This window comes from Bacillus sp. BS98 (genome assembly GCF_008432245.1).
Taxonomy (GTDB): domain Bacteria; phylum Bacillota; class Bacilli; order Bacillales; family Bacillaceae_G; genus Bacillus_A; species Bacillus_A toyonensis.
The window spans coordinates 1,431,197-1,444,500 of the sequence record NZ_CP043830.1; the positions used below are offsets into that span (position 1 = coordinate 1,431,197).

Sequence of the window (13,304 nt, forward strand, 5' to 3'; positions counted from 1 at the left end):
TGCCAAAAGGACGTGGGGGGAAATATGAGACGAATTTGTGTAATCATTACGCTTCTTATTATGTACGCAAGCGTTATGCCGATTCCTACATATGCAAAGATGAACAGTAATGTTAGCGCTCGAAATGCTGTATTAATGGAGCAAAGTTCTGGTCGTGTATTATACGGAAAAGCAGAACATGAGCCACAAAAAATTGCTAGTATAACAAAAATTATGACAGCCTTGTTAGCTGCTGAATCAGGAAAAATGAAAGAAATGGTATCAGTTAGTAATGAAGCAGTCAGGGTGGAAGGATCGGCGATTTATTTAAAACCTGGACAGAAAGTGAAGCTAGAGGATTTAGTATACGGACTTATGCTTAGATCAGGTAATGACGCAGCGCAAGTAATTGCTGAAAATGTAGGAGGGAGTATAGAGGGGTTCGTATATTTAATGAATGAAAAGGCGAAACAAATTGGAATGAAAGATACTCACTTCTCAAATCCTCATGGTTTGGATGGAGATGGCTCTCATTATTCTTCGGCTTATGATATGGCACTGTTAACGAAATATGCAATGGGGAACGAGACCTTTAAGAAAATTTTTGGCACAAAAACGTATAAATCAAATTCATGGGATTATCCGTGGAAAAATAAACATAAGCTTGTGACATCCTATTATGAATTTGCAACAGGTGGGAAAACAGGTTTTACGAAAAAAGCAGGACGAACGCTTGTTACAACGGCATCAAAAGATGGACTAGATTTAATTGTCGTAACTTTGAGTGCTTCTAGTGATTGGGATGATCATATGAATCTATTTGACAAAGGGTTTGAACGTTTTAAGCAAACAAAAGTTTTAGGACAAGGAGCGCTTGCTGAAATAAATGAAAAGAAATATGCCAATCATGTTTATACGAAAAATAGTTTTTCGGTACCGTTAACTGAAGAAGAAAAAAAGAACGTAGTATTAAAAGTTGAACTCGATAAAAGTGCAAAACTTACGGATGGAGTAAAGGTTGGGAAGACGGACATTTATGTTGGTAATGAAAAAGTCGGAGAACGGAATTTATTTTATAGTAAACGGAAGTTAGTAGCTGCAACGGGTATGTACTGGAACAATGTGAAAGAAATTTTTTCTTACATGATAGGTGTTGGGAACGATGGTTAATCTCGTCTGGGCAGCGATGGCGGTCATAGGGATTGTGTATGCCATGATAAACGGAACGATGGAAGAAGTAACGAAAGCTGTATTTGACGGGTCAAAAGATGCGGTAACGATTTGCATAGGACTTATTAGCGTTTTAGTATTTTGGCTTGGCTTAATGAAAATTGCAGAGGAAGCAGGGTTGTTAAAAAAGTTAGTTACACTTTTTATGCCGATAGTAAAAAGGTTGTTTCCAGAAATACCGAAGGATCATCCGTCAATGGGATTTATTCTATCGAATATGATGGCGAACTTTTTTGGACTAGGTAATGCAGCAACCCCTCTTGGTATTAAAGCGATGGAACAACTGAAAGAATTAAATGGAGGAAAGGATTCGGCCAGTCGCTCTATGGTGACGTTTCTAGCATTAAATACATCAGCTATTACTTTAATTCCTACTACCGTCATTTCGATTCGAATGACTTATGAATCAGCAAATCCTACTGAAATTGTTGGGGTAACATTCATTGCACAAGTGCTCTCTATGATTGGGGCAATTTGGATTGACCGCTATTTTTACCGAAGAAGGAGTAGAAAGGGGCGGAAAAAATGAGTATTGTAAATACAATTTCATTATGGGTAATCCCTTGTGTAATTGGTTTTATCCTTTTATATGGCACGATAAAGAAAGTCCCAACGTATGAATCGTTCGTTGAGGGAGGAAAAGAAGGGATTCAAATTGCAGTTTCCATTTTACCGTTTATGGTTGGAATGCTTGTATCCATTTCTATTTTTCGGGCATCAGGTGCTTTAGATGCGATGATATCTGTAATGAAGCCGATGTTAGATTTAATTCATGTCCCAGCAGAAATCGTTCCACTTGCGCTTATACGTCCAATTTCGGGTTCTGCTGGTTTAAGTATTACGACTGATTTAATTGCAACATATGGACCAGATTCGTTTATTGGGAGATTAGCTTCTACGATGCAAGGGAGTACAGATACGACTTTTTATATTTTAACAGTATACTTCGGAGCTGTTGGGATTAGAAAAATGGGGGATGCATTAAAAGTAGGACTTTTTGCAGATTTAATCGGGATTATTTGCTCAATTGTGTTTGTTTCTTTATTGTTTCAGTAATACTATTCATTTTTTAGGCTATTTCGCTTATAATACGTATACGACCACTATTAAGGTGTAGCTTAATAGTGGTTTTTTTATGCAGTATTTTTGACAAAATGATGAACTTTTATTGTGAGAAATATGAAAAATATGGACAATAATAAAGGATAAAAACATGATTTGCCCTTTATATGTTTAATATCATCGCTATGTTGTTTAAGTGAGACGAGGCGAACAGTCGTAAAACGTATGCGGTTGCCAAGTCTTTCTAATGTAAGGTAAGATAAATTCGAGGTGAAAAAAAGAAATGGAACGATTACAAAAAGTGATTGCACAAGCAGGTATTGCATCGAGAAGAAAGGCTGAGGAATTAATTCAGCAAGGAAAAGTGAAAGTTAATGGAAAAATAGTGAAGGAGTTAGGAACAAAAGTAACTCCTCAAGATAAAGTAGAAGTAAATAACATCCCTCTTGAAAAAGAAGAACCTGTTTATTTTTTACTATATAAACCAACTGGCGTAATTTCAAGTGTATCAGATGATAAAGGAAGAAATGTTGTAACAGACTTTTTCCCTGAAATTACACAACGTTTATTCCCAATCGGACGCTTAGATTATGATACGTCTGGCGTATTATTAATGACAAACGATGGGGACTTCGCTAATGTATTAATGCACCCGAGATATAAAGTTGAAAAAACATATGTTGCAAAAATAAAAGGGCCATTAACAGGTGAGAAAATTCGCATGTTAGAACGAGGTGTTACATTAGAAGACGGAAAGACAGCACCAGCAAATGTGAAAATTATTTCTTGGGACAAGCGTAAAGAGATGGCGATTGTACAATTAACAATTCACGAAGGCCGTAACCGTCAAGTACGTCGTATGTTTGAAGCGTTAGACTGTAAAGTAGTGAAATTAAAACGTGAACGTTATGCCTTTTTAGAAGTGGGTAGTTTGCGACCTGGTGATGCAAGAGAATTGACACCACATGAGGTAAAACAATTACGCGCGCTTGCTTCTACAAAGCCAAGATAAGCTATAGAGTTAAAATTTCACCAGTGGAGTGCTCTGCTGGTGATTTATTCAATATAACATTTACAGAAAAGAATACATACCATTTACCGAGGAGAGGGGAGACAAGATGAAGAAAAATCGCTTATTATTTCGTGTTATCATCCTGCTCATTTTAAGCGGTGCTGTAGGATTTACCCTTTATCAAGGGTTTTTCACTGATAAAGAGAAAATGCAAATTGGGAAAGAAGCACCTAATTTTGTTGTGACGGATTTGGAAGGAAAGAAAATTGAATTAAAGGACTTAAAGGGTAAAGGTGTATTTTTAAACTTTTGGGGAACTTGGTGTAAACCTTGTGAAAAAGAAATGCCTTATATGAATGAATTATATCCAAAGTATAAAGAAAAAGGCGTTGAAATTATTGCGTTAGATGCAGATGAAACAGATATTGCTGTTAAGAACTTTGTGAAACAATATGATTTGAAATTCCCAGTTGCCATTGATAAAGGAACAAAAATCATAGGCACATATGGAGTAGGTCCATTACCGACAAGCTTTTTGATTGATAAAGATGGAAAAGTAGTGGAGCAAATTATAGGTGAACAAACGAAAGAACAGTTAGAAGGCTATTTGAAGAAAATTACTCCGTAATAAAGAAAGCCTTTACATAAGAGGTGCATGTCTATAGCGCCTCTGATTTAAAAATTCTGAGTATTGCGGTAACTTGAGGTTAGAATATACAATAGTACATATAGATACAGGGGCGGTGAGAGTGTTGAAAGAAATTAAATGTGAGTGTGGACATGTTAATCCGATAGGAACCATTTTTTGTGAAGCTTGTGGGAAACCATTTGAAAGCAATGAAAATGTAAAACTATTGGATATGCGCTATGAGGGGAGTGCGCGGAGATCTCTCACGCAAACAAAAACGATAGTCGATAAAATTTGGAGCTTTTTCTCTTCTGTAAAAGTAGGTGTATGGCTAATCGTAATAACTTTAGCTGCATCAGCGATAGGAACAATTTTTCCGCAAGAAATGTACATAACGCCAGGAATTGCACCAGCTGAATATTATAAACAGGAATACGGATTTTTAGGGCAATTATACTATCAATTAGGATTTAATAATTTATACGGTTCATGGTGGTACATGATTTTAATTGCTTCTATCGGTACTTCACTTGTGATATGTAGTTTAGACCGTGTTATTCCCCTTTATAAAGCTTTAAAAAAACAAGGGGTAAAAAGACATCCTAGCTTTTTAAAGAGACAAAGATTATACGGGACTGGTACTCCGCAAGATGGTGACTTGGAAAGAGTGCAAAAGAATTTAAAGAAAAGAAACTATAACGTGAAAGTGGAAGACGGAAACGTTTTAGCGGAAAAGGGACGTTTCTCACGTTGGGGTCCATATGTAAATCATATCGGCCTTATTATCTTTTTATTCGGTGCGATGCTTCGTTTTTTACCGAGTATGTACGTAGACGAAGCTCTTTGGTTACGTGATGGTGAAACGAAAGAAGTACCAGGGACGGATGGTCAATACTATTTAAAAAATGAGAAGTTTATAAAAGAAGTTTATGATAAAAGTAAGGATAAGGAAGTTTTTGATGAAGCGATAGACCGTGTTGGGGATAAAATGATTGCGAAAAACTTCCAAACGAATGCAGTATTATATAAAGCGGTAGGCGAAAATATAGCAGGGCAAAAACCGAAATTAGAAAAAGTAAAAGAAGCGGAAATTCGCGTGAATGAGCCATTGAAATTTGATCAATTTGCAGTGTATCAAGTGGATTATAAAGAAAGTGAATTTAAAAGTATGTCCTTCCACTTGCAAAACAAAGAAAATAATCAAAAGTGGGGACCAATTAAAGTAGATTTAGCGAATCCTACAGAAAAATACGATTTAGGAAATGGTTATTCTTTAGAACTATTAAGCTATTTTCCAGATTTTTATTTTGATGAGAATGGAAAACCGAATACAAAAACAAAATTACCAAACAACCCTGCATTCGTATTTAAAATGTTTACGCCTGAGACGCCAGATGGTGAAGTGAGTTTCGTTGGTATTCAGCAAAATATAGAAGCAGATGGAAACAACAAATATAAAATGTCATTTGCAGGTGTTGAAATGCAAAATGCGACAGCTCTAACGGTTAGGAAAGATTTAACGCTTTGGATTCTTGGTATTGGAGGATTTATATTTATGGTTGGTGTCATTCAAGGTATGTATTGGAATCATCGCCGTATTTGGATACAACGTGTTAATGATGAATGGTGGATTGCAGGACATACGAATAAAAATTGGTTCGGTTTAAAGAAAGATATTGAAAGAATACTAGAAGGTACAGCAATTCCACAGCCAAATGATAAAGTAATTGATAAAAAAATTAGTTAAGGTGGGGAAACGATATGGTGCAAATAAGTAGTAACTTTCTCTTTACCGCATTTATTTTATATTTAATAGCAACTCTATTTTTTGGGGGAGCAATTAAAGAAAAGGGTCATAAATGGGCAAATGTAGGAATAACGATTACAATTTTAGGATTTATAGCACAAACAGTATATTTTGTTACAAGGTGGATTGCATCAGGTCATGCGCCAGTTAGTAACTTTTTCGAATTCGGTACGTTTTTCGGTATGATGCTTGTCGGAGCATTTATTGTAATGTATTTTATGTACCGCGTAAGTATAATGGGACTATTTGCATTACCAGTTGCTCTTTTATTAATTGCCTATGCAAGTATGTTCCCGAGGGAAATATCCCCGCTTATCCCATCTTTAAAAAGTAACTGGTTACACATTCACGTGACGACTGCAGCAGCAGGACAAGCAATTTTAGCAATTAGTTTTATTACGGGCGTTATGTATTTATTGAAAAATGTAGATCAATCAACGAGAAGTAAACGTACATTTTGGTTAGAAACGGTAGTGTTCACACTTGTTTGTACAGTTGGATTTATTGCGGTAACGACAGTATTCTCCAGTATGAAATATGAAGCTAAGTTTCAATGGATTGATAAAAATGAACAACAAGTCGAGATGAAGTATAATCTCCCAGCTTTAGTTGGACCACATGAAGGGAAGTTACTGACAGAAAATAAATTAGAACCGACAGTCGAAGTTCCAGCGATTGTAAATGCGAAAAAATTAAATACTGTTATTTGGTCAGTAATAGTTGGAACACTACTTTATGTTGTATTAAGACTTGTTTTACGCAAACGAGTATCAGCGGCACTTCAGCCACTAGTAAAGAATACGAATAGTGATTTACTGGATGAAATCGGATATCGATCTATTGCAATTGGATTCCCAGTTTTCACATTAGGTGCGCTAATTTTTGCGATGATTTGGGCTCAAATAGCATGGACGCGTTTTTGGGGGTGGGATCCGAAAGAGGTTTGGGCACTTATAACGTGGCTCTTTTATGCGGCAGTATTACATTTACGATTATCTAAAGGATGGCATGGGGAAAAATCAGCGTGGCTTGCAGTAATTGGTTTTGCGATCATTATGTTTAACTTTATTGTAGTGAACTTAATCATTGCGGGTTTACATTCATATGCATAGAGAAATAAAATAGGAGAGTGTATGTCACTTTCCTATTTTATTTTTGTCAAATTTTCTTCTTTTTTGAGAAAAACATGACAAAGTAGCGGTTGATTTTGTAAAATGATGTCGAGGACATAATATACTGTTCAAATAAAATACATAGTTTTGGAAAAAAATTGAACAAACTTTATTATTCTTGTGAAGCATAATAGTGGGAAGTGAAACATTTAGAGGAGTGCTTAAATAACCGAGAATAGCGCAACATAATAGTGTAGAAGGGTAGGTGTGAACCGCTGATGTGAAAATATGCAGCGGGTAGAAATGGAAAATGAATTTAGAATTTTAATTGTAGACGATGAGGATCGCATTCGTCGTTTATTGAAAATGTACTTAGAAAGAGAGCAATACACAATTGAGGAAGCAGATAATGGTGATACAGCTTTAGAAATGGCGTTGCAAAATGATTATGATTTAATCTTATTGGATCTTATGATGCCTGGTAAAGATGGTATCGAAGTGTGCAAAGGGGTTCGTGAGAAAAAAGCGACACCAATTATTATGTTGACGGCAAAAGGTGAAGAAGTAAATCGGGTACAAGGATTTGAAGTTGGAACGGATGATTATATTGTAAAACCATTTAGCCCACGTGAAGTAGTGCTTCGTGTGAAAGCGGTGTTACGTCGTGCTGTACCAACAACATTCTTTACACAAGATACAACGACGAAAGATGTTACTGTGTTCCCGCACTTAACAATTGATAACGATGCACATCGTGTTACTGCAGATGGTAATGAAGTGAACTTAACGCCGAAAGAATATGAATTACTATTATTCTTAGCGAAAGCTCCTGATAAGGTATTCGATCGAGAGCAATTGTTGAAAGAAGTATGGCAATATGAATTCTTCGGAGATTTACGTACAGTGGATACGCATGTAAAGCGTTTACGTGAGAAATTAAGTAAAAAATCACCAGATGCTGCGAAGATGATTGTTACCGTTTGGGGCGTGGGTTACAAGTTTGAGGTTGTGAACGACTGATGCTTTGGAGAAGTGTAGTAGGGAAGTTATGGATGACCATATTACTTCTCGTTTCGTTTGTTCTTGGATTTGTTGCGATTTTACTTTCACAGTTTTTTAGAACGTATTATGTTGATATGAGTGAAGCTAGGCTTCAGAAAGTTGCAACAAGTGTTTCAGAGTTAATTGAAGAAGGTGCCGATGTAAAAACGATTGAGAATATCGCGTATAAATTCTCTGACCCACTTTCAAGAATCATTATTGTAGAAGATGGTAAGGAGATTTCATCTTCTCCGAAACAAGAAGGATTAGTTACGCTAACAATAGATGATTTAAAAGAAGATAAAGAATTAGCTGCTGTTTTTAAAGATAAAAAAGAAATTAAAAACAACATAAGAAAAGCTTCTAATAGTAGGAAGAATAAAAATACTGAAAATGATATTATGATTGTCGGAAAACCGGTGCAATCAAAAAATCAAAGTGCAGTGTTCGTATATGAATCTTTACAAGTACCAATACAAGGTATGGAGAGAACGACTGATTTTATTTTCTTATCGGCTGGGATTGCGATTATATTAACAACTTTCTTTGCGTTCTTCTTATCTACTCGAATTACCGCACCGCTTCGTAAAATGCGTGAGGTTGCTTTTGAGGTGGCACGTGGGAAGTTTGATGCAAAGGCCCCTATGGTATCTCAGGATGAAATTGGTGAGCTTGCAACGGCCTTAAATCAAATGGGTAAACAGTTGAAGTTTAATATGAATGCTTTGCAGCAAGAAAAAGAACAGTTAGCTAGTATTTTGAGTAGTATGGCAGATGGAGTTATTACGTTAAATCAAGAAGGTGAAGTCGTAGTTATTAATCCACCGGCTGAAAATTTCTTACAAGTTTGGCAAGAAGAAAAAGAGATAGAGCTAAGTAAAAAACTACCTTCTGAACTTGTGGAACTATTCCATCGCGTTGTAGAAAGTGAGCAACAACAAGTTGTTGAAATTAATTTGCAAAAAGGTAACTACGTAGTTCTTATGACGCCGCTTTACAATCAAACGAAAATTCGTGGGGCTGTAGCAGTGTTGCGTGATATGACGGAAGAACGCCGTCTTGAGAAGATGCGTCAAGACTTTATTGCCAATGTATCACATGAACTTCGTACACCAATGGTCATGCTTCAAGGGTATAGTGAAGCGATTTTAGATGATATTGTGCAAACGAAAGAGGAAATTAATGAGTTTGTTCAAATCATTTATGATGAATCCGTTCGTTTAGGTAAACTTGTAAATGAATTATTAGATTTAGCTCGTATGGAAAGTGGCCACGTAGAGTTACATATTGGTGAAGTAGATATTCATCCATTTGTCGAAAAGATTGGCCGTAAATTCCAAGGGATTGCAAAGGATAAAGAAGTTGAACTAACAGTAGATTTCCAAAGTCCAATTGAACAATATCCGTTTGATGCAGACCGTATGGAACAGGTGTTGACGAATTTAATTGATAATGCAATTCGTCATACGAATGCAGGTGGACATGTTGCACTTGTAATTCATACGGAAAATAATGGTCTTACTTTCGAAGTGCAAGATTCAGGTGCTGGTATTCCAGAAGAAGATATTCCATTCTTGTTTGATCGTTTTTACAAAGCTGATAAAGCAAGAACACGCGGGAAAAAGGGTGGAACAGGACTCGGGCTTGCGATTGCTAAAAATATTGTTCAAGGCCATGATGGGAAAATTTCTGTCTCAAGTGTTGTTGGAGAAGGAACTACATTCTCTGTATATTTGCCGAATCGTATAATTTAGATATATGTTTTTAAAGTTAATAATAAATAAAGTTCTACTGTTTTTTATTTTTTTGTAAAATCAATTAAATAAATTATAGTAGAACTTTTTTCTATCTTAGTCGAATTAAGAATATCGAGAGAGGTGCTGTGAAGAAATGAAATTATATACGAAAACAGGAGATAAAGGGAAAACAAGTGTAATAGGTGGCAGGGTGGATAAAGATAATATTCGTGTAGAAGCATATGGCACGATAGATGAGGCGAATTCTCATATTGGATATGCGATGGCTAAGCTACAAGGCGGGGCATTTGGAGATGTTTACAATGACCTTGAAAATATTCAACATGAACTATTTGATTGCGGGGGAGATTTGGCGATAGTGGAGGAGAAAATCCCTTATAAAGTAACGATCGAAATGGTCGAAAGCTTGGAAAGAAGGATTGATTTGTATATAGAAGAAGCGCCACCATTAGAACGCTTTATTTTACCAGGTGGTAGCGAGGCATCGGCTACCATTCATATTGCACGTACTGTTGTAAGAAGAGCAGAGCGCTCTATCGTGTCGTTGAAAAAAGAAGTGGAAATAAATGAAGTTGTTCTAAAGTATGTAAATAGATTATCTGATTATTTGTTTGCAGTAGCTAGAGTAATAAATACTCGATTACAAGTAAAAGATGTGGAGTATAACCGTAGCGCATTAGTTTTTCGTGATAAGAAAGAGAAGGAAGTGGAGTAATTCACTTTCTTTTTTGTATACTTTTTTCTGTAATATACCAAAATAGAGAAGGTATGGTGGTAATTAGAAAACGGAGGATGTATATGAAAGTGTTAAAATGTAGCGTCATGTTATTGACTGTACTGTTTTTATCTCAATTACATGTTTACGCAGAAGAAAATCGATGGACATGGCCTGTGGAAGGACAGATAAGTGATTATTTTGGGACAAGGCATGGAAAACACTACGGTATTGATATAGCTGCACCGATCGGAGTACCTGTGGCAGCTATTCAAGATGGTAAGGTGACAAAGTCTTATTATTCAAATAGTTATGGGAACGTTGTATTTATTAAACATGGAGAATATGAGGCTGTGTATGCACATTTAAATAAGAGACACGTAGTTCAAGGGGATTATATTTCAAAAGGAGAAATAATTGGAGAAGTAGGAAACACAGGAGAATCACGAGGTGCACATTTACATTTAGAACTTCATCAAGGAAGATGGACGATGGCGAAAAAGAATGCAATGAATCCATTACTTGTTTTAAATGAACAAAGAAATGAAGTTGTTTCTTCCTCATTATATGTTGTACAAAAAGGGGATACTTTAGTTAATATTGCAAGGAAATTTAGTATGACACTTAAGGAAATAAAAGCAAAAAATGGATTGCAGCAAGAGCGAATTTATCCAAATCAACAATTATACGTAAAGTAAAGAAGAGCTAGTTTAACTAGCTCTTCTTTTACCAAAAAATAAAGACACATATAAATCCAGAAATAGCTAAGTAGCTATATAAGTAAAAAACTTTTGTTCTTGTTTTTTCTTTTGTTCGAAACAGTACAATAGTCGGTTCAATTAAACCGATTGTCAAACAAAGTAAGCCAAGAAGCATACAACCAATCGAAAGAGAGTACAGGGCGATTTGTGGTGCTTGAAATGGAATCATCCATTTTAATAAAAATGCAATAAGTGCAGTGTAACAAATGCTGCCGATGTATTTATTCAACGGTGTATTAGAACGAAAACCAGGAAGTTTTTTTAAGAAAGAGCGAGAAACAACTTCTGTTTGTAAAGATGTATGCTCTTCGATAATTTTTTGAGCTTCTTTTCCTTTTTGGAAAAGGGATAATATCCAGTTACGCTCACCTTGAAAAATAAATTGAGAAGTTGTCAAATAGTGATCAACCTTCACTTTATTCCAACTCTTCCATGGATGACGCTCGCACAATTTTAATTTACTTTCTGTTTTTTTATCATACTGATAAATACTGATGCCATCTTCATCGAAAGCAGCATAGTATGTCTCGCTTGAGAATGTGCCTAAATCAATTGGACAGTAGAAAAGTAATTCTTTTTTTAAGTAAAAGTATTCTTTTCTTAAGTTTTTTTTCATTGCTTCTCGAATAGAGTGTCTTTTATCTTTCTTCATGACATTTCCTCCATAACTCAGAAAATGTTCTTATCTTAACAATTCAACATCTTATCACTTTTCATTATATATGACTAGGGAATTCAAAAGAGAAATGCCTAATAATAAAAAATATGGGGTGTATTGTAAAATATTTTGCAATTATTAATGGGTTATAAAAAATAAATAACTAATTTTAAATAAGTTACAATTTTTTAGTTCACAATGTTATTAGGTTGTTGTATAATGAAGGGGAAAATAGAATATCGGTCTATCTTCGGGGCAGGGTGAAAATCCCGACCGGCGGTGATGAACTATTTATGATTTCGTTCTAAGCCCGCGAGCCGTTAAGGCAGGATTTGGTGTGATTCCAAAGCCGACAGTATAGTCTGGATGGGAGAAGATGGAGGTTCAAGCGTTCAAAAAAGATAGGAATTTGAACGTCTGTTTGATATGCCTTAAATTCTCCCTTTGTGTAAAACACAAAGGGTTTTTTCATTCTATGAAAAAATAGGCATAGCAGAACCTTTCCACTTTCCATGAGATGATCGATGGAAAAGGAGAGAGAACGATGAAACAAAAAAACAGTGTAGTAAAGATGGTGAGTGTAGCAATGCTAAGTAGTATTGCATATTTACTAATGATGTTGGATTTCCCGTTCCCAGGGCTTCCGCCATTTTTAAAAATTGATTTTAGTGATGTGCCAGCTCTAATTGCTGCAATTATTTTTGGACCAATTGCGGGGATAATTGTAGAGGGAATAAAGAATATTTTACATTACGGGATTCAAGGTAGTTTAGTAGGAGTGCCAGTTGGAGAAATTGCAAACTTTATTGCAGGATGTTTATTTATTGGACCAGCAGCTTTCTTATTTAGAAAGTATCGTACTGTAAAGAGTTTAACGACAGGACTAATGTTAGGGACAATTACAATGGCGCTAATTATGAGTGTATTAAACTATATCATCATATTCCCAGCTTACACTTGGTTTTTAAATGCACCTGCTATGTCTAGTGAGGCTATAAGAACGACTGTTGTAACAGCGATCTTACCGTTTAATTTAATTAAAGGAATTGTAGTAACAATTGTATTTGTAGCATTATTCTCACGCCTGAAAGTATGGGTGTTTGCAAAAATGAAAAATGCATAACATATAAAATAAAACCATTAGTAGTGTGAAACTACTAATGGTTTTTTGTTAAGTAGAATGAAAATAGGGAACAAAAAATGCCCCTCATCAATATGAGGGGCATTTTTTGAAGTTAATAAAAGACTATTCGAATTTTAAAGCGTCGCCGTCAAATGATTCGTCAGCAACTTTAATTGAGTCAGTTGGACAACCTTCGAATGCATCCATCATATCTTCAATTAATACATCTGGAATTTCAACGATACCTTGGTTATCATCTAATGTTACAAATGCAATACCTTCATCATCATAGTCATAAATGTCTGGTGCAGCAGCGCCGCAAGCACCACATGCGATACAAGTATCTTTATCAACGATTGTATATTTTGCCATCTTTTTTCCCTCCTGATAATATGTATGTGAAAAGCTCGCCATAAAAA

At 35.6% G+C, this 13,304-nt stretch carries 14 protein-coding genes and 1 riboswitch; of the genes, 12 read left to right on the forward strand and 2 right to left on the reverse strand.

Annotation, left to right across the window (positions count from 1 at the left end; genetic code table 11):
* Nucleotides 1–24: 24 nt before the first annotated feature.
* From dacB to F0362_RS07615, 11 genes are all read left to right on the forward strand, one after another.
* Nucleotides 25–1,149: a D-alanyl-D-alanine carboxypeptidase DacB gene (gene dacB / locus F0362_RS07565; protein ID WP_001252633.1), complete on the forward strand. Its 1,125-nt coding sequence runs from the start codon at nt 25–27 to the stop codon at nt 1,147–1,149.
* On the forward strand, nt 1,142–1,738 hold the full coding sequence (gene spmA / locus F0362_RS07570; protein WP_000247802.1) for a spore maturation protein SpmA: 597 nt from the start codon (nt 1,142–1,144) through the stop codon (nt 1,736–1,738). The genes dacB and spmA overlap by 8 nt, the downstream gene beginning before the upstream one ends.
* Nucleotides 1,735–2,265, forward strand: a complete 531-nt coding sequence (spmB, locus tag F0362_RS07575) for a spore maturation protein SpmB (protein ID WP_000029515.1) — start codon at nt 1,735–1,737, stop codon at nt 2,263–2,265. The genes spmA and spmB overlap by 4 nt, the downstream gene beginning before the upstream one ends.
* A gap of 289 nt (nt 2,266–2,554) precedes the next feature.
* Nucleotides 2,555–3,283 carry a 23S rRNA pseudouridine(2605) synthase RluB gene (gene rluB / locus F0362_RS07580; RefSeq protein WP_000440550.1) on the forward strand — a complete coding sequence of 243 codons (729 nt, stop codon included), beginning with the start codon at nt 2,555–2,557 and terminating at the stop codon, nt 3,281–3,283.
* A 106-nt stretch (nt 3,284–3,389) separates the two neighbouring features.
* On the forward strand, nt 3,390–3,911 hold the full coding sequence (gene resA, locus F0362_RS07585) for a thiol-disulfide oxidoreductase ResA (RefSeq protein ID WP_000742208.1): 522 nt from the start codon (nt 3,390–3,392) through the stop codon (nt 3,909–3,911).
* A gap of 121 nt (nt 3,912–4,032) precedes the next feature.
* The gene (gene resB / locus F0362_RS07590) at nt 4,033–5,658 is read left to right on the forward strand and encodes a cytochrome c biogenesis protein ResB (RefSeq protein WP_000910514.1); all 1,626 of its coding nucleotides are present in this window, start codon (nt 4,033–4,035) and stop codon (nt 5,656–5,658) included.
* Nucleotides 5,659–5,672: 14 nt separating this feature from the next.
* Nucleotides 5,673–6,830 (forward strand): cytochrome c biogenesis protein ResC, encoded by a 1,158-nt coding sequence (gene resC / locus F0362_RS07595; protein ID WP_000250098.1) that lies wholly within the window; start codon nt 5,673–5,675, stop codon nt 6,828–6,830.
* A gap of 303 nt (nt 6,831–7,133) precedes the next feature.
* The gene (gene resD / locus F0362_RS07600) at nt 7,134–7,850 is read left to right on the forward strand and encodes a DNA-binding response regulator ResD (protein ID WP_000426665.1); all 717 of its coding nucleotides are present in this window, start codon (nt 7,134–7,136) and stop codon (nt 7,848–7,850) included.
* Nucleotides 7,850–9,625, forward strand: a complete 1,776-nt coding sequence (resE, locus tag F0362_RS07605; RefSeq protein ID WP_000964658.1) for a sensor histidine kinase ResE — start codon at nt 7,850–7,852, stop codon at nt 9,623–9,625. The genes resD and resE overlap by 1 nt, the downstream gene beginning before the upstream one ends.
* A 136-nt stretch (nt 9,626–9,761) precedes the next feature.
* Nucleotides 9,762–10,343: a cob(I)yrinic acid a,c-diamide adenosyltransferase gene (locus F0362_RS07610; RefSeq protein ID WP_149889724.1), complete on the forward strand. Its 582-nt coding sequence runs from the start codon at nt 9,762–9,764 to the stop codon at nt 10,341–10,343.
* An 83-nt stretch (nt 10,344–10,426) separates the two neighbouring features.
* Nucleotides 10,427–11,041 (forward strand): peptidoglycan DD-metalloendopeptidase family protein, encoded by a 615-nt coding sequence (locus F0362_RS07615; RefSeq protein WP_000866135.1) that lies wholly within the window; start codon nt 10,427–10,429, stop codon nt 11,039–11,041.
* A gap of 28 nt (nt 11,042–11,069) precedes the next feature.
* On the opposite strand, the gene F0362_RS07620 is transcribed toward F0362_RS07615, so the two are convergent.
* The gene (locus tag F0362_RS07620; protein ID WP_000710843.1) at nt 11,070–11,756 is read right to left on the reverse strand and encodes a hypothetical protein; all 687 of its coding nucleotides are present in this window, start codon (nt 11,754–11,756) and stop codon (nt 11,070–11,072) included.
* A 248-nt stretch (nt 11,757–12,004) separates the two neighbouring features.
* A riboswitch (FMN riboswitch) is annotated at nt 12,005–12,144 on the forward strand.
* A gap of 162 nt (nt 12,145–12,306) precedes the next feature.
* Here F0362_RS07620 and F0362_RS07625 point away from each other — a divergent pair.
* Complete coding sequence (locus tag F0362_RS07625; RefSeq protein WP_000810844.1) at nt 12,307–12,885, forward strand: ECF transporter S component; 579 nt, start codon at nt 12,307–12,309, stop codon at nt 12,883–12,885.
* A 123-nt stretch (nt 12,886–13,008) separates the two neighbouring features.
* Here the strand turns inward: F0362_RS07625 and F0362_RS07630 are convergent, their stop codons facing one another.
* Complete coding sequence (locus F0362_RS07630; RefSeq protein ID WP_001151993.1) at nt 13,009–13,257, reverse strand: ferredoxin; 249 nt, start codon at nt 13,255–13,257, stop codon at nt 13,009–13,011.
* Between the last annotated feature and the right edge of the window lie 47 nt (nt 13,258–13,304).